Genomic DNA, 20,123 nt, shown 5'->3' on the forward strand with positions numbered 1-20,123 from the left:
GGGGCGCAACCCGTCGATGCCATGCAGTCGGTAGCGGCTCACCCAGGTACGGATCTTCTCCTTGGGAACGCTCGACCGCCGCGCCAATAACTTCGCACCGCCTTCACCGGCCTGAAAGCTATTTACGACCTGGAGCTTAAACTCCGTTTTGTACTTTTCCATAGAACCCTTTGAAGTTTGTCCAACTTCTGGGGGTCAGTTCAAACCCGGGGCGATTCACTTTCCCAATACCATCAGAAATACCATACAAGCAGATTGCCATGCAATGCCTGTAGATGCCAGGTGCATACTAGACGCAGTCACCAGCTTTCCAACCATTGCACTATGCATTCACAGCACGCGCCTGAAACCTTGCGAGTTATAGATGACTGGCGAAAAACGGAGAGTGACGATGTCTAGCGGATTCAACGATGTTGGCTTTCTTGATGACGATCTAGACTCATGGCGTGACAACGTCCATGCAGAGTTCCCCGAGTCGTTCGCAATCGCTGATCGCATGAACCGCATGGGCATGCGGATGATCCACGAGTTCCCAGATGGCGAACTGCCAGAACACAGGGTGCTCGCAATCGCCGCCTTCTACCGAGCGCTGCAATCATTTCAGTCTACGATCCTCCTTTCCGAACGCGGCGCGCTCCCGGAAGCTCGCGCCCTGGCCCGCCTATGTTGCGAAGCTGTGATCGTGACGGGTGGATTGTTGAAGGTTGATGGAACGCTCGAAAAACTGCATGAGGACCGTGCGAAGCATTGCTTGTCGTTGGCCAACTCGATGATTGAAATGAACCGCGCCGGGAAGACAGGCAGGGACATAACGCGGTTTGAGCAGGAGGTTGTACGGGTAAAGACAGAGTATCCGCAGGAAAATAGGCCACAGTCGATCAAGTGGGCACCATTAGCCGTCAAATCTGGACTGAGCAATCTTTACGAGTTTTCATACAGATTCCCGTCCGGCGATGGCGCGCATGTGACGCTCGGCGCGCTTCATAGACACTTGGATAAGGATGAACAGGGAAATTTTGTCGGGATGATCTTTCATCTCGACAAATCAGATTTACGCGATACCTTGCTGGCCGCAAATTCTGGTCTCATCCATCTGCTTGGTCTTGCCCAGGAGTTCATGGGGCTGAACCACTACAAGGCAGAAATGCAAGATTTGCTGCTGCAATGGGCCGTTAGCGGAGAGGAGCTTGGCCTTCAATAGCGAACAATCCGGCTGACTCACCGCGCTCCAAACTGGAGGAGCGTGTGCCGCAGGATGCCCAGTGGTTTGACGAATGCCCCATGGCTGCAATATTGCCGAGGCCGTGAGTTCAGCGAGTCGCCGCGACAGGCTGGAATCGCTGCAAAACAGCCAGTGGCCACCGCCAGGAAAACGATGCGAAGTGGCTCAATAAGCACCAATACTTAGGCTGCGGATGGATACCATGCACGGGGCGACTTGCAGCCTTGGTATCGGCGCCCTGCTCTTCATGACACCAGGCCTCGTACCATGAAAAATGCCATTGATGATGCGAGAGCAATCATCAATGGCATTCAACTTACCCCATCAAATCAATGGGTTAGAAAACGGCCTCACTCCCACTCAATCGTCGCGGGCGGCTTGCTGCTCACATCGTAAGTGACTCGGTTGATGCCGCGCACTTCGTTGATGATGCGGCCTGAAACTTTTTTCAGCAGCGCGTACGGCAATTCAGCCCAGTCAGCCGTCATGAAATCGCTGGTTTGCACCGCGCGCAGGGCAACCACGTACTCATAAGTCCGCCCGTCGCCCATGACGCCGACGCTTTTAACGGGCAAAAACACCACGAAAGCCTGGCTGGTTAATTCATACCAGGTTTTTCCAGATTGGGCGTCCTTGAAGTTACGCAATTCTTCGATAAAAATAGCGTCGGCGCGGCGCAGTAGATCGGCGTATTCTTTTTTGACTTCGCCCAGAATCCGCACCCCCAGACCCGGGCCAGGGAAAGGATGGCGGTAGACCATGTCATGTGGCAAGCCGAGCGCCACGCCGAGTTCTCGCACCTCGTCTTTGAAGAGTTCACGCAAGGGCTCGAGCAGCTTCAGGCCCAACTGCGCCGGCAGACCACCGACGTTGTGGTGGCTTTTAATGGAGACGGCTTTTTTGCTCTTGGCCGCACCCGACTCAATTACATCGGGGTAAATCGTACCTTGCGCGAGCCACTTGGCGCCTCTCGATAAAACGTTCCCCACCTTAAGTTTGGCCGCCTCGGCCTTGAAAACTTCGACAAATTCGCGGCCAATGATCTTGCGCTTGGCTTCGGGATCGCTCACACCGTTAAGGTGGCCAAGAAACTGGTCGCAGGCATCTACGCGGATGACCTTCGCGTGCAACTTGCCGACAAACATCTCCATCACCAGGTCGCCTTCGTTCAGGCGCAAGAGGCCATGGTCGACAAACACGCAGGTCAGTTGATCGCCAATGGCGCGATGAATCAGCGCCGCAGCAACCGATGAATCCACACCCCCTGAAAGTCCGAGGATGACTTCTTCGTCGCCCACCTGCTGACGAATCTTCTCGACCGCTTCACCGATGTAATCGCCCATGACCCAATCGGCTCGCGCGCCACAAATGTCGAGCACAAAGCGCTCCAGAATAGCCTTGCCCTGGGTCGTATGCGTCACTTCGGGGTGAAACTGCACCGCGTAGTATTTGCGCTCTTCGTCCGCCATCCCCGCAATCGGACATGAATCGGTGGAGGCCATGACCTTGAAGCCAGGCGGCATTTCGGTCACGTTGTCACCATGACTCATCCAGACGTGGAGCATGCCGTGACCTTCCGGCGCACCGTAATCCTGGATCCCGTCGAGCAGTTGGGTGTGCCCGCGGGCACGCACTTCGGCGTAACCAAATTCGCGCTTGTGACCGCCTTCGACCTTGCCGCCCAATGCGGCGGCAATCGCGTACATACCAAAGCAAATGCCGAGTACCGGGAGGCCCAGTTCGAAGATCGCCTGGGGCGCGCGCAGTGACTCGTCTTCCCACAAACTGGCATGGCTGCCTGAAAGAATCACGCCTTTCAGGTTGCCATCTTTGGCATAGGCGCGCACCCAGTCGTCCGTCACATCGCAGGGATGAACTTCACAAAAAACATGGGCTTCGCGAACGCGGCGAGCGATCAACTGGGTGACTTGCGAGCCGAAATCAAGGATCAGAATCTTGGAATGCTGCATAACAGGCCGATTGGGCGTTTTTCAACGAAACAATGAAAAGGCGACTGTCTCCAAACGCCCGATTCAATAAAGGACTTATTCAGCCCGGTAATTGGGTGCTTCTTTGGTGATCTGCACGTCATGTACGTGGCTTTCGCGGATGCCTGCGGAAGTAATTTCGACAAACTCGGCTTTGTTGCGCATGTCTTCAATGGTGGCGCAACCGCAATAACCCATGCTGGCCCGCAATCCGCCCGCCATTTGGAAAATAATGGTCACCATGGACCCTTTGTAGGGAACCCGGCCTTCGATACCTTCGGGTACCAGTTTGTCGGCGGTGGGATTACCGGTGCTGGATTCCTGAAAGTAGCGGTCGGCGCTGCCTTGCTGCATGGCGCCTATGCTGCCCATGCCGCGGTAGCTTTTGTAGCTGCGGCCCTGGTACAAAATGACTTCCCCGGGCGCCTCTTCGGTGCCCGCAAACATACCACCCATCATCACCGTACCGGCTCCCGCTGCAATGGCCTTGGCGATATCGCCGCTGTAGCGAATGCCTCCGTCGGCAATGAGAGGCACGCCGCTTCCCAGCAAAGCAGTCGCTACGTTGTCAATCGCCATGATCTGCGGCACCCCGACGCCTGCAACGATCCGGGTGGTACAAATGCTGCCAGGACCAATGCCCACTTTGACGGCGTCTGCGCCGGCTTCTACCAGCGCGAGCGCCGCTGCTCCAGTAGCGATATTGCCGCCAATCACCTCGATATGGGGGTAGTTCTGTTTGACCCAGCGTACGCGGTCAATGACACCTTTGCTATGTCCGTGCGCGGTATCTACAACGATCGCATCTACGCCCGCTTTGACCAAGGCCTCAACACGTTCCTCGGTACCAGCGCCGACGCCGACGGCCGCGCCCACCCGCAGCTTGCCGAGTGCGTCCCGCGCCGCATTGGGAAACGAGGTTTGTTTAGTGATGTCCTTGACGGTGATGAGGCCCTTCAACTCAAAATCGTCATTAATGAGCAGCACCCGCTCCAACCTATGCTTGTTGAGCAGCGCCTTGGCGTCGGCCAGGGAGGCCGTTTCCGGCATGGTAATTAGACGCTCCCGCGGCGTCATGATGGTGCTAACGGGCACATCCATGCGCGATTCAAAGCGCATGTCGCGCCCGGTCACGATGCCAACGACCTTGCCGCCGTCAATCACCGGAAAACCAGAAATGCCGAGTTGCTCACTCAAGGCCATGACCTGGCGGACCGTGTGCATCGGGGTAATGACTACGGGATCACGCAGTACCCCACTTTCATAACGCTTGACTTTGGCGACCTCGGCCGCCTGCTGCTGAGGCGTCAGATTCTTATGAATGATGCCGATACCGCCCTCTTGTGCAATGGCAATGGCCAGCCGGGCTTCCGTTACGGTGTCCATGGCCGCCGATACGAGCGGCAGGTTCAGGCGAATATTTCGGGAAAACTGAGTTGAAAGCGAGGTGTCCTTGGGCAGGACCTGGGAGAACGCTGGCACCAACAATACGTCGTCGAAGGTGAGCGCTTTGCCGAGTAGGCGCATAGGGGAAGCTCCAAAAACGCGATTGTACCCTTGTACTTGCAGCTGCCAATGAGCCCGACAACCGTCGACCACTGTCTCAAGTTGGTAAAAAATAGTCTGGCGCGCGTGTATGCAGAAAACGGCCTCCCGCGACGCTACACTGGAAGAATGGATTTCAAACTCGTATCACGCGCCTTGTTGTTAGCTTTTGCTGGCGGATCATTTGCGCTCACTGCGTTTGCCCAGTGGCAATGGATTGATAAAGACGGTCGCAAGGTGTTTAGCGACCGCTCACCACCGGCCGAGATTCAGGAAAAAAACATATTAAAACGGCCAAGTGGCGCTGGCCAGGTCACTGCCGGAACAAGCATTCAGAGTACAGCCGTCCTCCCCGCAGCACCGGCTTCGGCTGCGCCGAACAAAGCCGACGGACTGAAGCTGTCCGGAAAAGACGCGCAGCTTGAAGCCAAGAAAAAGCAGGCGGAAGAAGAAGAGGCCGCAAAAAAGAAGGATGAGGAAGAAAAAATAGCGAAGGCCAAAGCAGAAAATTGCGAGCGCGCCAAGAAAGGGCTCGCTAGTCTTCAATCCGGCGTCAGGATTGCGGTCATCAACGCCAAGGGCGAACGCGAGTTCATGGATGACACCGCCCGTGCCGGTGAGTTGAAGCGTCTTCAGGGAATTTCAAGTAGCGACTGCAAATAGGGGAACCGCAAAAATCGGCTATTGGAAGACATATAGACGGTCTTTTGCGCGACGCCTGTGGGGCGTTGAACGATCTTAATAACCCGCTTTGGCGCCAACCCGGGCCTTGGCAAACAACCCGGCACGGTTGACACCTTGGGCGTTAAACCTTTCGCGGCGTGCGACTTTTGGATCTACCCGTAGACCACGGTAGATTTCTACCCGGTCTTTGTCCCGCAGCCTGTGATCCAAACTGATTTTTCGGCCCCAGATGCCGATCGCCAAAGGAGCCGCCTGCAAGTCCGGGAATTCTTCGAAAACGCCGCATTCTGCAAGTGCCTGCGCCGCAGTGGTGCCTGCTGCAAGTTCCAACACCCATTCGCGAATCCGCCGGGGTGCGGGAGAAAAGACAAGTGATATTTTCAAACGCGACCACCTTTTTACCTTTGCGGCTCACCATAGACTTGGAGCGCCCTCTTGACGAAAGCGTCGACCAAGCTGCCGGCAATTTTGTCAAATACAGGACCCACCAAAGCCGCCAGCGCGGAACTGGCGAAGTCATAGCTCAAAGTGAACTCAACTCTGCATGCGCGCTGGTTTCCATCGCCCAAGGGGTGAAAGGACCAGTCGCCTTCTAACTTCGAAAAAGGGCCCCTAACAAGCTTGAGGCTCACCTTCTCATTTTTTTTGTGCACGTTACGCGTGGTGAAACTTTGCTTAAGCCCCGCAATGGAAATGCCGACTTTGGCAGTCATGCCTTGAGCGTTTTCTTCTTCTATCGAGGTGTGATCGCACCAAGGTAAAAACTCCGGGTAACGGGCGATATCGGTGACCAATGCAAACATTTCAGCTGCGCTGTACCAAATAAGAACGGACTTGTGGACGGTTTTCATACAATCAGGGTTGTGCACGATTGTATTAGCCGATGCCGACCTTAACTCCTAGCCATGGCCACCAAAGAAGCATCCCTCTCCAAAAAACCAGCCGCATCCTCATCCGGCAAAGCAGCAGAAAAACTCTCGGCGAAAGCCGCCGCAGCCGCCGTTCGGATCGCCGACAATAAAAAAGCCACCTTCAACTATCATATTGAAGAGCGGTTTGAGGCCGGCATGGTACTCGAAGGCTGGGAAGTGAAATCCGTGCGCGAAGGCAAGGTGCAGCTTACCGATGGCTACGTGGTGATCCGCGGCGGCGAGCTATTCATCATTGGTTGCCAAATCAATCCCTTAGGCACCGCTTCAACCCACGTTCGTCCTGACTCAGTGCGCACTAAAAAGTTGCTGATGCACAAGGAAGAAATTCGGCGGCTCATGGGAAAAGTAGAGCAAAAAGGCTTCACGCTGGTTCCTCTGAATATGCACTGGAAAGCGGGTAAGGTGAAGTGCGAGATCGGCTTGGCTAAGGGCAAGGGAGAGCATGACAAGCGTGACACCATCAAGGACCGGGAAGGCAAGCGCGAGGTTGAGCGGGCCATGAAAATCCACCACCGCTGAAACTCCAAGCCGTCTCACAAAGCCCCGTCTGAATCGGCCCCCGTTGAAACTACTCTTCTGGTATCAATCCAATAGGAGCCAGCGGGTGGAGAGCAGCGCTGAACTCCGGCCGTGACAGGCAGTTATTTTGATATCACGCCGAGAAGCGGCCCCGCAAATGCGAACAACACTACAAGTGGAAACTCCGGGCGTAACGCCGGTCCAATGCTAGCGCGAAGAACGCACCGCGGCCGAGCTGTGCAAGCCGTTCGAGCGGCACCCGGAGCATCCCTTGATGGGTGCGCGCATGTTGCGTGATCAACGGGACCGTGCGGCCCTCCACGGCGGACGGTGTCGCGTCATAACGCTCAAGCATCGCTGACCATGTCGACGGGTACAACACAGCAAGGCCGCATTCGAGACTGGACCGCGCCAGACCCGAGCAGGCCTGTCTGGACTTGCCACCCAAACTGGCCGAGGCTGCATAAAATGCCATACCTGTAGCGCATAGACTTGGGCGGCCGTAGCGGGCAACTGTGCATCTTTCCCAAACTGCCTGAACTCCGCGCATAAATCGGCGGGTTTTGTTCAAACAAACGGAGCTGCTTTTACGTCTGAAAAGACTTGACCAACCACAACGGCCTCCCCATTTTTTCTGTTAACATTTTAAATATTGGGGGGGTAGCTCAGCTGGGAGAGCGCTGCGTTCGCAATGCAGAGGTCGGGAGTTCGATCCTCCTCCTCTCCACCAAACAAACCAAAATCAGTTTGCAGCAGGCCGAGGCACTGCCAGCTTTAGGTACGGTCTCAGTCTGAGACGTTACCGACTTTCTGCCCATTGAGGCAGGGCTCGCTGCGTGATGAATTGGGGACTACCTGGACTCCGCCCGGCAAGCATAATTTGCGGATCAAGAAATTCCTGACACCAGTGGAAATGCCATGGAAGCAAAAATATGGTGGGCCATCGGCACGAGTGACGCCGGCGTCATCGTTCGGATTTTTCTTAATCAACAGATGCCCAATTAACTTGACAGCTACCCCTTAACGGCATTCTTTGACCGTAGCGGTCAGGTAGTTCACCAAAGTCCGCGAAGTGAACGACATAAAAAAAGCTGCGCAAAATTTTTGCGCAGCTTTTCTGCAGGAGACCGCCTAATTTGATCAGAAATTAGTTACGCGTTTGGTCCACGAGTTTGTTCTTCTTGATCCAAGGCATCATGGCGCGGAGCTTTTCACCAACTTGCTCAATCTGATGCTCCGATGTCAAACGGCGACGGCTCAACAAGGTGGGCGCACCAGCTTGGTTCTCTAACAAGAAGCTCTTGGCGTATTCTCCGGTCTGAATGTCCTTGAGGACGGCACGCATGGCATTTTTAGTATCTTCGGTCACGATACGTGGACCGGTCACATACTCACCATACTCGGCGTTGTTGGAAATCGAGTAATTCATGTTGGCAATGCCGCCCTCGTAGATAAGATCCACGATCAGCTTGAGTTCATGCAGGCACTCGAAGTAAGCCATTTCTGGCGCGTAACCCGCCTCCACTAGCGTTTCAAACCCAGCCTTGACGAGTTCAACGGTGCCGCCGCACAGCACGGCTTGCTCGCCAAACAGATCGGTTTCGGTTTCTTCGCGGAAGTTGGTTTCAATGATTCCGGCTTTGCCGCCACCGTTGGCCATGGCATAGCTCAGAGCCAGATCGCGAGCTTTACCGGATTTGTCTTGATGCACAGCAATCAGATGAGGGACGCCGCCACCTTGCGTGTAGGTGTTGCGAACCGTGTGGCCTGGGGCCTTGGGAGCGACCATCCAGACGTCGAGGTCGGAGCGCGGGATCACAGCACCATAATGCACGTTAAAACCGTGTGCGAACACCAGCGATGCACCCGGCTTGATGTGAGGAGCGATATCATTTTCGTAAACCGAGCCGATATGCTCATCGGGTAACAGAACCATCACCACATCAGCGGCTTTAACAGCGTCAGCAACTTCAGCCACCTGTAAGCCCGCTTTTTCAACCTTCGGCCACGATGCCCCGCCTTTACGCAGTCCTACGATAACCTTCACGCCGCTGTCATTCAAATTCTGGGCGTGCGCATGACCCTGGCTTCCGTAACCAATGATGGCGACAGTTTTGCCCTTGATCAAGCTCAAATCGCAATCTTTGTCGTAAAAAACTTTCATCTTTCGCTCCTAAGTAATCAGAAATAATTCAAAAAAATCTAACCAGACTCAAAAAATCGCTACAAGCAATGCGGTAATTTCAATTACGGCACCTTCACACTCTCAAAATCCGCTCTCCGCGGCCAATGCCGCTTGAACCGGTCCGCACCGTTTCCAGAATTGCGCTGCGTTCAATCCCGTCCAGAAACGCATCGTTTTTGGATTGGTCGCCTGTCAATTCGATGGTGTAACTCTTTTCAGTCACATCAATAATTCGCCCGCGGAATATATCAGCCATGCGCTTCATCTCTTCTCGTTCCTTTCCAACCGCGCGGACTTTGACCATCATGAGTTCGCGCTCTGTGTAAGCGCCTTCGGTCAGATCGACCACCTTCACAACCTCGATCAAACGGTTAAGGTGTTTGGTGATCTGTTCGATCACATCTTCCGAGCCGGTGGTCTGAATGGTCATGCGGGACAAACTCGCGTCTTCCGTCGGCGCAACGGTCAGGCTCTCAATGTTGTAGCCCCGGGCAGAGAACAGACCGACTACGCGGGAAAGAGCACCCGGCTCGTTTTCCAGCAAAACTGCAATGATGTGTTTCATAAGAAGACTCCTCTTTTCGCCGCCCTCCCCTGCGCACGGTAATGCGCAAGCTTGGCGGGCAATAGATTGATCTATAAAGGGTAAATTAATAAACTAGTGGATCGACAGAAATAGTTTGTTTAGAGGTCTTCCGACCCCAGCAACATTTCAGTAATACCGCTACCGGCCCGCACCATCGGAAAAACATTTTCAGTTGGATCAGTGCGGAAATCCATGAAAACCGTACGGTCCTTGAGTTTGCGTGCTTCGCGCAGTGCAGGCTCCACATCCTGGGGCTTTTCGATCAACATACCGACATGCCCATAAGCCTCTGCAAGCTTTACAAAATTGGGCAGCGCGTCCATGTAGCTGCTGCTGTAACGACCGGCGTATTCTACTTCTTGCCATTGGCGCACCATGCCCAAATAGCGGTTGTTGAGGGACACGATTTTGATCGGCGTGTTGTATTGCAGGCACGTTGAAAGCTCCTGGATGCACATTTGCACAGAGCCTTCACCGGTGATGCAGAACACTTCCGAGTCCGGCTTGGCAAGTTTGATGCCCATAGCGTAAGGAATGCCGACGCCCATGGTCCCCAAGCCACCGGAGTTGATCCAGCGGCGTGGCTCATTGAACTTGTAGTACTGCGCGGCCCACATCTGATGCTGCCCGACGTCCGACGTAATGTAAGTGTCGGCATCCTTGGTCATACTCCAGAGTGTTTCAATCACATACTGCGGCTTGATCACGTCGCCGTTGCCAAGACTGTATTTCATGCAGTCGCGCTTGCGCCATCCTTCGATCGTGTCCCACCAACCGCCCAGCGCATTGGCATCCGGCTTAAGACCGGATTCCTTGATGATGGCGATCAATTCGGTCAGAACCTCTTTCACATCGCCCACAATTGGAATGTCGACCTTGACGCGCTTTGAAATACTCGAAGGATCAATATCAATGTGAATGATCTTGCGTTCGTTTTGAGCAAAGTGCTTGGGGTTTCCAATTACACGGTCGTCAAAGCGGGCACCAACTGCCAGCAACACGTCACAGTGCTGCATCGCATTGTTAGCTTCGACAGTGCCGTGCATGCCCAGCATGCCGAGAAATTTTTTATCGCTCGCAGGATAAGCACCAAGTCCCATTAGCGTGTTGGTGCAGGGATATCCCAGCATGTCGACCAACGTGCGCAGCTCCTGCGAGGCATTGCTGAGCAATACGCCACCGCCAGTGTAAATATAAGGTCGTTTGGCAGACATCAGCAATTGCAGCGCTTTGCGAATTTGCCCGCCGTGGCCCTTGCGCACCGGATTGTAGGAGCGCATTTCAACACTCTTCGGATATCCGGTGTACAGCGCTTTGTTGAACGATACGTCTTTAGGAATATCCACCACCACGGGACCTGGCCGACCCGTCCTGGCGATGTGAAATGCCTTCTTCATGGTATCGGCCAATTGGCGCACATCCTTGACCAGGAAGTTGTGCTTCACGATCGGGCGGGTAATGCCGACGGTATCGCATTCCTGAAACGCGTCCAGACCAATAGCATGCGTCGGAACCTGCCCCGTGATGATGACCATCGGGATGCTGTCCATATAGGCTGTCGCTATGCCCGTCACCGCATTGGTTACACCCGGGCCTGAGGTCACCAGGGCAACGCCGACATCACCGGTTGCACGCGCATAGCCATCGGCTGCATGCACGGCGGCCTGCTCGTGGCGCACCAAAATGTGTTGAATCGAGTCCTGCTTGTAGAACGCGTCGTAGATGTGAAGGACTGCGCCGCCCGGGTAACCCCAAATGTACTTGACACCCTCGGCTTGAAGTGCCTTGACGAGGATTTCTGCTCCGCGAAGCTCTTGAGAATTTGTCTGCGCCGATACGGCTGCTGCGGAAGCGATTTCCGCCTTTGAGATTTCCATGATCAACCTTTGTGAATTTCTCTAACGAAATAACTTGGGTGCCTCTTCGCTCGCCCTTATGGAGCAGCGTCGAAACTTGAGGCCATAACCATAAGCAGAAACATAATCTGCCGAGCCATGACCCGTTTGCCTTTTGAATTGCAACAGACATTATGACATTTTGCGTTGTTCAGCGGCTGCAGATTTGGAACAAGTACCGGGCGAACTCCGTTGTAATGCGATAATTTTAAGTCGTACTTCCCGGCCGCTTTTTGGCAACCGGCTGGATACGCGCAAAAAACGCGGGACGCACCCAGCGCAATCACCAGTGCGGGACAAACCGGAACCTCGAACCGTTGGCAACTGAACAAGAACTTTCTGACTTCCTGAAAAGCGTTGAAAAACGGGCTTTCAAGCGCAGCATTTATCACGTGCGAGACGAAGAAGCAGCGCTCGATATCGTCCAGGACAGCATGATGAAACTGGCTCAGCATTATGGCGACAAGCCTGCTGCTGAGCTACCCATGCTATTTCAACGGATTTTGTCAAATACCACGCTGGACTGGTTCCGCCGTCGCAAGACCCGAAACGCCCTTTTCTCCAATATGAGCGACTTTGCATCGCCAGGAGAAGATGGAGATTTTGACCTTCTTGAAACTTTAGAGACCCTGACCAACTCTGATGGTACGGAAAGTGCCCAAGATGCTACGGAACGGTCGCAAATATTTCGTGAGATCGAGTTGGAAATAAAGGAACTGCCCGCTCGTCAACGGGAAGCGTTTCTGATGCGTTATTGGGAGGAAATGGATGTGGCTGAAACAGCGGCTGCAATGGGTTGCTCAGAGGGCAGCGTCAAAACACACTGCTCCCGTGCAGTTCACGCCCTCAGCAAAGCGTTGAGCGCAAAAGGGATAAAACTATGACAAATTCATTAGAAAAAAGAGCCGCTGCTCTTCAAGACCGTTACGGCCTTAAAACCACGTCTTACTTGTCTAAGGGTGCAGCAGACCTGTCATACGACATTTCGGAGCGTTTGCGTGCCGCACGCGTGCAGGCGATTTCCAAGCGAAAGATTACGAAAATGGAAACTGCCAACGGCGTGGTTAACACCGGAGGTAGCAGCGCTGCACTGACTTGGGGCGGAGAAGACGGTCTTAGCTGGTGGGCGCGTATCGGGTCGGTGGTGCCGCTTATTGCCTTGGTGGCCGGGCTACTAATTATTAATTCGATTCAAGAAGACAACCGCGCCCAGGAAGTGGCCGAGGTTGATGCAGCACTGCTAACGGATGAGCTGCCCCCAGCGGCCTTCGCAGACCCCGGTTTTGTCCAGTATCTCAAAGCTACCCGCTAGGCCCTTACTGCCAGATGATCGCGCAAACAGCCTTTTTACTTGCCAATTCACCCCTCGGCAATCTACCCAAGTTGATCAGTCAAGTGAAGAGCGTTCCAGCTTTGAGATTGCAGCGGCTGTCGATTTTAACGGTGCTAGCCAGCCTGCTAATCTTGCCTACATCGGGGTTTTCACAGGCCGTTAAATCGGCAGCGTCCGCCAGTACCCCGCTCGCCAGCAAACCATACTCTGCAGCGTCCACTAACAAGCAAGCCTCCTCGGGATCTTCTTGGGCAGAACTCACCCCCATGCAGCAGCAGGCACTCCAGCCCCTGGCCTCCAGCTGGAACGGGGCCATCAGTGCACAACAAAAGCGTAAATGGCTGGCAATCTCGAAGAATTACCCCTCGCTACCGCCGGAAGGACAGGCCACCCTGCACAGCCGCATGAATGAATGGGTCACCCTAAGTCCGCAGCAGCGTGCCCAGGCACGACTTAACTTTGGCAAAACCCGGGAGCTGTCCAAGCAACTGACGCCAGAAGAAAAAAAAGCGAAGTGGCAGACCTACCAGGCACTGAGCCCTGAAGAAAAACAAAGACTGGCGTCAAAGGCAAGCCCTAAGCCTGCCGGAGCCGCCACGGCTGTCAAGCCCGTGTCGCCGCAGAAATTGACGGCTGTGCCTCCGCATGTCGCCCGGCCAACCACCAAGGCCGCACCTAAAGTGCTACCTTTGCTACCGGCGCCCGCCACCGACTCCGTAACGCCGCGACCAGGGGAAACCGGGACCGGCGGAACGGGTGTCGCCCCGCAGCGCTAAACACCCGCCGGTGTGTAACTAAGCCGGTTTATTCCTTAATCTACGCTGCAGTACTCTGACAGCGGCCACTTAACGCTACGCAATTGATAGTATCCAACACTCAAACGCCGTCCATTCCACAACGTATGGCTTGCTGGCTGTACGAAGGTATCTTGATATTTGGCGTGGTCTTTATCTTGGGCTACCTCTTTGGCACCCTTAGCCAAACCCGAAACGCCCTGGACAACCGCCATGCCTTGCAGGCCTTTGAGTTTGTGATCATCGGGATTTATTTCGTCTGGTTTTGGGCCAAGGGGCAAACATTGGCGATGAAAACATGGCATATCCGGGTGGTGGATGTCCACGGCGCGGCCATCACCCAAAAACGCGCGTTGCTACGCTATCTTCTGAGCTGGCTGTGGTTTCTGCCGCCTCTGGGAATAAGCTGGATGCTGGGCCTTTCTGGCTTGGAGGGCGCCGTCCTGACCGCGGGATGGGTGGCCGTTTGGGCGATTTTGGCGCGCTTTCACCCCCAGCGCCAGTTTTGGCATGATGCTTGGGCGGGCACTCGGTTGGTAATTTGGAGGCTCCCCGGGAAAACCAACCAAAAGGCAAGCAAGACGGCAATTCCGGCTATTGCGCCCGATTAGTACTGGCGCCAAAACGCCACAAAGCTGCGAGACAATCCCCTAATGTCCGAACAAATTCCGTTTTCAGCTTCCTCTTCCCCGCCTTCACATCCTGGCACTGGCGGGCACCCGCCTAACGACGAATTGGTGAACCCTGAGGCTAATCTGCAAAAAAAACGCAAGGGGCTGAGCCGCGTCTGGCACGCTACGGGCTACTCCCTCGCCGGCCTGCGCGCTGGCTGGCTCGAGACGGCGTTCCGCCAGGAAGCCATTGCGTCCGTTGTGCTCGTTCCTGCCGCCTTCTGGCTGGGCCGCAATTGGATTGAGACTGTCTTGCTTGCCGGCACGGTCATCCTCATCATGATCGTCGAACTCCTCAACACTGGCCTCGAAACCGCCATTGACCGCATCGGCCCAGAATGGCATGACCTGTCCAAACGCGCCAAAGACATGGGGAGTGCCGCTGTTCTGCTCAGTTTGCTGCTCTGCGCAGGCACCTGGTCCATGGCGTTGTTTGAGAAATTTGCCGCATGAATTCCGAATTGACAGCGCCCAAGAAACTCACTAAATCTGCCTTTTCTGTGTGTGTGTACTGCGGCTCGCGTCCAGGTAACACGCCCGAATTTGCGGCTGTGGCACGCCATGTCGGCACATGGATAGGCGCGCATGGTGGACAGCTGGTATACGGCGGCGGCCGCAATGGGTTAATGGGCATCATGGCCGATGCCGCACTGGCTGCGGGGGCTCGGGTGATCGGCGTGATCCCCAAGGCACTGGTGGAAAAGGAATGGGCTCACACGGGCTGCACCGAGTTGCTCATCGTGGAGAACATGCACGAGCGCAAGCGCATCATGGCCGAACGTGCCGACGCATTTTTAGCCTTGCCGGGTGGCATTGGTACTCTCGAAGAATTTTTCGAAGTCTGGACCTGGCGCCAGCTGGGCTACCACGACAAACCCGTCGGGCTGCTCAACATGAGCGGCTATTTCGACAGCCTGCTGGTGTTTCTTCACTCGGCCGTGGAAGCCGATTTCATGAACCCTTGGCAGATAGATCTGATTCGCATCGGTAGCGATGCGGAATTACTACTGGAGGCACTGGTGGAAGCAGCGGGCATGACGGCGGCCACCGCCCGGTTTGACCAGATTTAAGTCGTATTGAGAAGGAAGCCGGCCTTAAACCGCCGCTTCGTCTTCTTCCCCGGTGCGGATACGCACCACCCGCTCCACGCTGGTGATGAAAATCTTGCCGTCACCGATCTTGCCGGTCCGGGCTGCGCGCACGATGGCCTCGACACAGCGATCCACATCGTCGGTTTTCACCACCACTTCCACCCTCACCTTGGGCAGAAAGTCAACGACGTACTCGGCACCGCGATACAACTCGGTATGACCTTTCTGACGACCGAAGCCCTTGACTTCGGTCACGGTCAAGCCGGTCACCCCGCACTCGGCCAGCGCCTCACGGACTTCTTCCAGCTTGAATGGCTTGAGGACGGCGGTAATTTGTTTCACTGAAAAATCTCCATTGGTTCTAACTACTAAATGTCTGAATACTGCTTCGAATGTAGCGCTTATGCATGCGCTTCAAGCTGGCTTAGGCTCGGAACTTCGAAGTAATCGGATAGCGCCAATCTTTTCCGAAGCTTCGGTGAGTCACCCTGATTCCAACAGGCGCTTGGCGGCGCTTGTATTCATTAATTCTGATAAGCCGGGTCACACGCTCGACCACCGCGCGGTCAAACCCGGCGGCAACAATACTTTCCACGCTCTGGTCGTTTTCCATGTAGCGCTCCAGAATCGCGTCCAGCACTTCATAAGGGGGCAAGCTGTCCTGGTCGGTCTGGTCTGAGCGCAGTTCAGCGCTCGGTGGCCGGTCGATAATGCGCTCGGGAATGGGGCCGCCAACAGTGCCATACGGATCGTTTTCATTGCGCCAGCGAGCCAAGCGAAACACTGTGGTCTTGGCCAAATCTTTAATGACGGCAAAGCCGCCGGCCATATCGCCATAAAGCGTGCAATAGCCCGTGGCCATTTCACTTTTGTTGCCTGTGGTTAGGACGATGTCACCAAACTTGTTGGAGAGCGCCATTAAAAACACCCCGCGAATGCGCGCTTGAATGTTTTCCTCGGTAGTGTCCTCCTCAAGCCCCCTGAACTCGCCCACCAATGACGCCTTGAAAGCCTCAAATTCGGGAACAATGGAAATCTCTTCGTAGCGCACGTTCACCCGCTTGGCCATCTCGCGCGCGTCGATCCATGAAATATCAGCCGTATAGGGCGAAGGCATCATCACCGCACGCACCCTATCGGCACCCAGCGCATCGACTGCAATCGCCAGCACCAAGGCGGAGTCAATGCCGCCAGACAGTCCCAGAATTGCTCCGGGAAACCCGTTTTTTCCCAAATAATCGCGCACGCCAAGCACCAACGCATCCCAAAGATCAGCCTCTTGACTTGACTCGGGCGTCGTCTTCGCTACTAATTTAATAGCTGCTTGCGCCCTTTCAGCCTGGATTAAGAACAGATTCTCCTTGAAACTCTCGGCCCGTCCGGCGAGCCTGCCATCCGCCTGCAGCGCAAATGAGCGGCCTTCAAACACGATCTCGTCCTGCCCCCCCACCAGGTGCACATACACCAGCGGGAGGTCGGTTGCCAATGCCCGGCTGCGCATCATCAATTCGCGCTCGTCGCCCTTGCCCACGTGAAATGGCGACGCATTGATCACCACCAGCAGTTCAGCGCCTGCTTCCTTGGACAAGCGGGCCGGCTCTTCGAACCAGGCGTCTTCGCAGATCAGTAGCCCAATACTGATGGCCTCGTCACCTTGGCCGGCCTGAAACACACAGGTGCCCTGCCCTGGCGTGAAATAACGGCGCTCGTCAAATACCTGGTAATTGGGGAGCTCGCGCTTGGCGTAGGTTTCGATGACGTGGCCTTCCCGCAGCACTTTGGCGGCGTTATGCCGCTGCTGCACCTCTACGCTCTTGGTGCGCAGACCTTTGCCGCTGTCCCCCTGCGTCGGCGTGCCCACGACAACCGTCAGGCCTTTTAAGTTGGCCAGCTCACGGGCCACCAAATTCACGGCATCATCACAGGCTTGGATGAATGACGCGCGCAAAAACAGGTCTTCGGCCGCGTAACCGCAGATCGCAAGCTCAGGCGTCACCACCAGCCGCGCACCGTCTCGGTAGGCCGTACGAGCTGCAGCTACGATTTTTTGTGCATTGCCCGGCATGTCGCCCACGCAATAGTTCAATTGGGCAACGCAGATTTTGAGTGGCATGAAAAAGCTGAATCCCGAAAAAATATAATCACAACACACTAACAACACGTGAAAAACAACTCAAACGATTATGTCATCCGTGTGCTGGATTCGCCGCTGCAGGTAAATGGCGAGCAATGGAACGCTCTGCTGGCCGCCCAGAGTCCGGATGGCGCTTTGAATGCCTCAATCAGTCCGTTCATGCGGCATGAATACTTGCTCGCCCTGCACCTCAGCGGCAGCGCCACGCCCGAGACCGGGTGGACACCACGCTTCGTCACACTTTGGCAGGGCAGCACGCTGGTTGGGGCCTGCGCTCTTTACCTAAAAGATCATTCCTATGGTGAATACGTGTTTGACCACGCCTGGGCCAACGCCTACCACCAACATGGCCTCCACTACTACCCCAAAGCCGTGGTCGCCGTGCCCTTCACCCCTGTGCCCGGCGCTCGCTTGCTAGCCCGGAACGCCGCCGAGCGCACCTTGCTGATCAAGGCGCTGGTGGCGTGGTGCGAGGAAGAAAAGCTTTCGTCCCTACACCTGTTATTTGGCGCAGACGAAGACATCACTGCCTGCGAAGAAGCCGGGTTAATGCTGCGGCACTCGGTGCAATTTCATTGGACTAACGTGGCCCCTAGGCTGACCCCACCGGGCGCTTTACCGCTTTCGGAGGAAGCGCGTTTCACTAGCTTTGACCATTTTCTCGCCTCTCTAAGCCACGAAAAGCGCAAGAAAATTCGCCAGGAACGCCGCAAGGTTGCGGAGGCAGGCGTTAGCTTTCGCTGGTCGCTGGGACAAGACATCAGCAGCGCCGACTGGGATTTTTTCTACCAGTGTTACGAGCGCACCTATCTCGAACACGGCAACGCGCCTTATCTGAGCCGCGACTTCTTCCAACGCATGGCCGTAACTTTGCCAGAAAACTGGCTGATCTTCGTCGCGGAGCGCAACGGTATTGCGATTGCTACAAGTTTAATAGCTGTTAGCGCCCGCTATTCAAACGCGACTGACCGATCTGGCTCTACAAACGAAATCAAAACTGCCTATGGCCGCTACTGGGGCGCGCTAGAGCGCGTCGACTGCCTGCACTTTGAGGCCTGCTATTACCAGCCGCTCCAATGGTGCATAGAACATCGCTTTCTCCGTTTTGAAGGCGGTGCTCAAGGTGAGCACAAAATGGCCAGAGCCTTGCTGCCCGTCAAAACCACCAGCGCCCACTGGTTGGCCCACCCGTCATTTGCCGATGCGGTAGAGCGCTTTTTGGAACGCGAAGGCGCGGGCATCAACAACTATATGGAAGATCTCGAAAAACGCAGTCCCTTCAAAACCCAATCCCAGTTGGTCCAGTTTGCTCAGCCGGGCAGCACAACCCGCCTCGAAAGTTAACCGCGTAAGTTATTGATCCATAGAGAGATGCGCATCAAACGCTCCACCTCAAAAGCGGTGTGACCTCGCCCCCTGAGCAAGCGCACTTCTTCGCTAAAAATACTGTGTATAAATCAGCGCATCGATCCTGAAAGACGTTGAATACCAATAAAACAAATCAGTTTTTCCGTCTGCAGATTGGCGCTTGCGACCAAGAGAACGCGCCTGCGCGAGTTCCTTGACGAGATGAACCTGGTGGTGCCGTGGTCCGAATTGGTTTCCTTGATTCAGCCGCAAGCATCGTCTGGCGGGGTGGGGACCATCCTTCCCCTTGACCTACGGCCGTGGCAGGGAGATGGCTTATCACGAGCAACCAAGCGCCAACCTGGGCGTTGCGGTCCCTTTCTGCGATCCGCACCGCCCCTGGTAGAGCGGCACCAATGAGAACACCAACGGCCCGCTGCGCCAATACTTTCCCAAAGGCACGGATATGAGTCAATACGACGAGCGAGAGCTTGACGCAGTGGCCGCCACTCTTAATGGCAGGCCACGCAAGACGCTAAGCTGGAGAACACCAACTGAGGCGCTCAATGGATTAATATCCGCGGCTTAAGAAACTGATGTTGCGACGACTCCTTGAACCCAAGCAGTACGCCAGCGGCACCTTCAGGTACGCGCTCAGGGCGTATGGCATTACCAGCTCCATGAGCCGGCGTGGCGACTGCTGGGACAATGCCTGCGGCGAGACGCTGTTCGGCTCGTTGAAAGTGGAGCGCTTGCACTGGCAACGCTTTGTGACCCGGCGGCACGGCAAGGATGAAACCATCACGTGGCTGCTCTGGTACAACAAGGCCCGGCTGCATTCGACGCTGGCTTACGTCAGCCCGATGCAATTCGAGCAAACCTGGCTTGCGGCTCAGCCCAGGCAAGCCAGTTCATGATCTTGGTTATGGGATACGCAATCCAGGGGCAAGGTCGCGTGGCATTGATGCGCAAGTCCAAGGCTATTCTTCTTGTTGAACGCAAAGCGGCACCTGAGGTCCTCGCAGAAATGACATGGAATGACGCCCGACGGCAGGCGCCGGGAGACGCTGCAGACTGGACTCCAGAGGAAGAAGAGAAGTGAACCGCCCCGGTTTTTGAGGAGGCTCAAATCTCTGAGAGGATTGAGCCATGAAGAAGTCAAACAAGTTTTCACCCGAGGTTCGCGAACGCGCAGTG

The 20,123-nt window shown here is 55.3% G+C and carries 22 protein-coding genes, 1 tRNA gene and 3 pseudogenes; 15 read left to right on the top strand and 11 right to left on the bottom strand.

Features of this window, described 5'->3' with window-relative positions; genetic code table 11:
* On the bottom strand, nt 1–162 hold a 162-nt coding region (locus HHJ16_RS16880; RefSeq protein WP_366557475.1), incomplete at its 3' end, for a helix-turn-helix domain-containing protein.
* A gap of 229 nt (nt 163–391) precedes the next feature.
* Here HHJ16_RS16880 and HHJ16_RS07440 point away from each other — a divergent pair.
* On the top strand, nt 392–1,201 hold the full coding sequence (locus HHJ16_RS07440; RefSeq protein ID WP_293641969.1) for a DUF5677 domain-containing protein: 810 nt from the start codon (nt 392–394) through the stop codon (nt 1,199–1,201).
* A gap of 371 nt (nt 1,202–1,572) precedes the next feature.
* On the opposite strand, the gene guaA is transcribed toward HHJ16_RS07440, so the two are convergent.
* Nucleotides 1,573–3,192 (bottom strand): glutamine-hydrolyzing GMP synthase, encoded by a 1,620-nt coding sequence (gene guaA / locus HHJ16_RS07445; RefSeq protein ID WP_293641970.1) that lies wholly within the window; start codon nt 3,190–3,192, stop codon nt 1,573–1,575.
* A gap of 75 nt (nt 3,193–3,267) precedes the next feature.
* Entirely contained in the window at nt 3,268–4,737 is a 1,470-nt protein-coding gene (guaB, locus tag HHJ16_RS07450; protein WP_293641971.1) for an IMP dehydrogenase, read from the bottom strand.
* Between the two features lie 147 nt (nt 4,738–4,884).
* Here guaB and HHJ16_RS07455 point away from each other — a divergent pair, with 147 nt between their 5' ends.
* Nucleotides 4,885–5,418 (top strand): DUF4124 domain-containing protein, encoded by a 534-nt coding sequence (locus tag HHJ16_RS07455; protein ID WP_293641972.1) that lies wholly within the window; start codon nt 4,885–4,887, stop codon nt 5,416–5,418.
* Between the two features lie 75 nt (nt 5,419–5,493).
* Here the strand turns inward: HHJ16_RS07455 and HHJ16_RS07460 are convergent, their stop codons facing one another.
* Together HHJ16_RS07460 and HHJ16_RS07465 are read right to left on the bottom strand one after the other, a co-directional pair.
* The gene (locus tag HHJ16_RS07460; RefSeq protein ID WP_293641973.1) at nt 5,494–5,823 is read right to left on the bottom strand and encodes an RnfH family protein; all 330 of its coding nucleotides are present in this window, start codon (nt 5,821–5,823) and stop codon (nt 5,494–5,496) included.
* A 14-nt stretch (nt 5,824–5,837) separates the two neighbouring features.
* Nucleotides 5,838–6,290 carry a type II toxin-antitoxin system RatA family toxin gene (locus HHJ16_RS07465; protein WP_293641974.1) on the bottom strand — a complete coding sequence of 151 codons (453 nt, stop codon included), beginning with the start codon at nt 6,288–6,290 and terminating at the stop codon, nt 5,838–5,840.
* Nucleotides 6,291–6,344: 54 nt separating this feature from the next.
* Here HHJ16_RS07465 and smpB point away from each other — a divergent pair, with 54 nt between their 5' ends.
* The gene (gene smpB, locus HHJ16_RS07470; protein ID WP_293641975.1) at nt 6,345–6,890 is read left to right on the top strand and encodes an SsrA-binding protein SmpB; all 546 of its coding nucleotides are present in this window, start codon (nt 6,345–6,347) and stop codon (nt 6,888–6,890) included.
* Between the two features lie 169 nt (nt 6,891–7,059).
* On the opposite strand, the gene HHJ16_RS07475 is transcribed toward smpB, so the two are convergent.
* Entirely contained in the window at nt 7,060–7,365 is a 306-nt protein-coding gene (locus HHJ16_RS07475; RefSeq protein WP_293641976.1) for a hypothetical protein, read from the bottom strand.
* A gap of 179 nt (nt 7,366–7,544) precedes the next feature.
* On the opposite strand from HHJ16_RS07475, the gene HHJ16_RS07480 reads away from it, so the two are divergent.
* A tRNA-Ala gene (locus HHJ16_RS07480) sits at nt 7,545–7,620 on the top strand.
* A gap of 417 nt (nt 7,621–8,037) precedes the next feature.
* Here the strand turns inward: HHJ16_RS07480 and ilvC are convergent.
* From ilvC to HHJ16_RS07495, 3 genes are all read right to left on the bottom strand, one after another.
* Nucleotides 8,038–9,054, bottom strand: a complete 1,017-nt coding sequence (gene ilvC, locus HHJ16_RS07485; RefSeq protein ID WP_293641977.1) for a ketol-acid reductoisomerase — start codon at nt 9,052–9,054, stop codon at nt 8,038–8,040.
* Between the two features lie 94 nt (nt 9,055–9,148).
* Nucleotides 9,149–9,640: an acetolactate synthase small subunit gene (gene ilvN, locus HHJ16_RS07490; protein WP_293641978.1), complete on the bottom strand. Its 492-nt coding sequence runs from the start codon at nt 9,638–9,640 to the stop codon at nt 9,149–9,151.
* 119 nt (nt 9,641–9,759) lie between these two features.
* A complete protein-coding gene (locus HHJ16_RS07495; RefSeq protein ID WP_293641979.1) occupies nt 9,760–11,538 on the bottom strand; it encodes an acetolactate synthase 3 catalytic subunit in 1,779 nt (592 codons plus the stop codon).
* A gap of 335 nt (nt 11,539–11,873) precedes the next feature.
* On the opposite strand from HHJ16_RS07495, the gene HHJ16_RS07500 reads away from it, so the two are divergent.
* From HHJ16_RS07500 to HHJ16_RS07525, 6 genes are all read left to right on the top strand, one after another.
* Complete coding sequence (locus HHJ16_RS07500) at nt 11,874–12,440, top strand: RNA polymerase sigma factor (protein ID WP_293641980.1); 567 nt, start codon at nt 11,874–11,876, stop codon at nt 12,438–12,440.
* Nucleotides 12,437–12,868 (top strand): DUF3619 family protein, encoded by a 432-nt coding sequence (locus tag HHJ16_RS07505; RefSeq protein ID WP_293641981.1) that lies wholly within the window; start codon nt 12,437–12,439, stop codon nt 12,866–12,868. The genes HHJ16_RS07500 and HHJ16_RS07505 overlap by 4 nt, the downstream gene beginning before the upstream one ends.
* Nucleotides 12,869–12,882: 14 nt before the next feature.
* Nucleotides 12,883–13,665, top strand: coding sequence for a DUF3106 domain-containing protein (locus HHJ16_RS07510; RefSeq protein WP_293641982.1), 783 nt, complete (start codon nt 12,883–12,885; stop codon nt 13,663–13,665).
* An 83-nt stretch (nt 13,666–13,748) separates the two neighbouring features.
* A complete protein-coding gene (locus HHJ16_RS07515) occupies nt 13,749–14,294 on the top strand; it encodes an RDD family protein (protein ID WP_293641983.1) in 546 nt (181 codons plus the stop codon).
* A 42-nt stretch (nt 14,295–14,336) separates the two neighbouring features.
* Nucleotides 14,337–14,807, top strand: coding sequence for a diacylglycerol kinase (locus HHJ16_RS07520; protein ID WP_293641984.1), 471 nt, complete (start codon nt 14,337–14,339; stop codon nt 14,805–14,807).
* On the top strand, nt 14,804–15,424 hold the full coding sequence (locus HHJ16_RS07525) for a TIGR00730 family Rossman fold protein (RefSeq protein ID WP_293641985.1): 621 nt from the start codon (nt 14,804–14,806) through the stop codon (nt 15,422–15,424). The genes HHJ16_RS07520 and HHJ16_RS07525 overlap by 4 nt, the downstream gene beginning before the upstream one ends.
* A 24-nt stretch (nt 15,425–15,448) precedes the next feature.
* Here HHJ16_RS07525 and HHJ16_RS07530 read toward each other — a convergent pair whose 3' ends face one another.
* Together HHJ16_RS07530 and HHJ16_RS07535 are read right to left on the bottom strand one after the other, a co-directional pair.
* A complete protein-coding gene (locus HHJ16_RS07530) occupies nt 15,449–15,787 on the bottom strand; it encodes a P-II family nitrogen regulator (protein ID WP_293641986.1) in 339 nt (112 codons plus the stop codon).
* 82 nt (nt 15,788–15,869) lie between these two features.
* Nucleotides 15,870–17,558, bottom strand: coding sequence for an NAD+ synthase (locus tag HHJ16_RS07535; RefSeq protein WP_293641987.1), 1,689 nt, complete (start codon nt 17,556–17,558; stop codon nt 15,870–15,872).
* Between the two features lie 48 nt (nt 17,559–17,606).
* Between HHJ16_RS07535 and HHJ16_RS07540 the strand changes: the two genes are divergently transcribed.
* From HHJ16_RS07540 to HHJ16_RS07560, 5 genes and pseudogenes are all read left to right on the top strand, one after another.
* On the top strand, nt 17,607–18,923 hold the full coding sequence (locus HHJ16_RS07540) for a GNAT family N-acetyltransferase (protein ID WP_293641988.1): 1,317 nt from the start codon (nt 17,607–17,609) through the stop codon (nt 18,921–18,923).
* Nucleotides 18,924–19,079: 156 nt separating this feature from the next.
* Nucleotides 19,080–19,196 (top strand): annotated as a pseudogene (locus HHJ16_RS07545) (IS5/IS1182 family transposase); the annotation flags it as partial.
* A 37-nt stretch (nt 19,197–19,233) separates the two neighbouring features.
* A pseudogene (locus tag HHJ16_RS07550) lies at nt 19,234–19,515 on the top strand (IS30 family transposase); the annotation flags it as partial.
* Between the two features lie 34 nt (nt 19,516–19,549).
* A pseudogene (locus HHJ16_RS07555) lies at nt 19,550–19,843 on the top strand (integrase core domain-containing protein); the annotation flags it as partial.
* Between the two features lie 8 nt (nt 19,844–19,851).
* A complete protein-coding gene (locus HHJ16_RS07560) occupies nt 19,852–20,028 on the top strand; it encodes a hypothetical protein (protein WP_293641989.1) in 177 nt (58 codons plus the stop codon).
* Nucleotides 20,029–20,123: the final 95 nt, after the last annotated feature.

The sequence above is a fragment of the Polaromonas sp. genome, from assembly GCF_012927485.1.
Classification (GTDB): Bacteria; Pseudomonadota; Gammaproteobacteria; order Burkholderiales; family Burkholderiaceae_C; genus Polaromonas.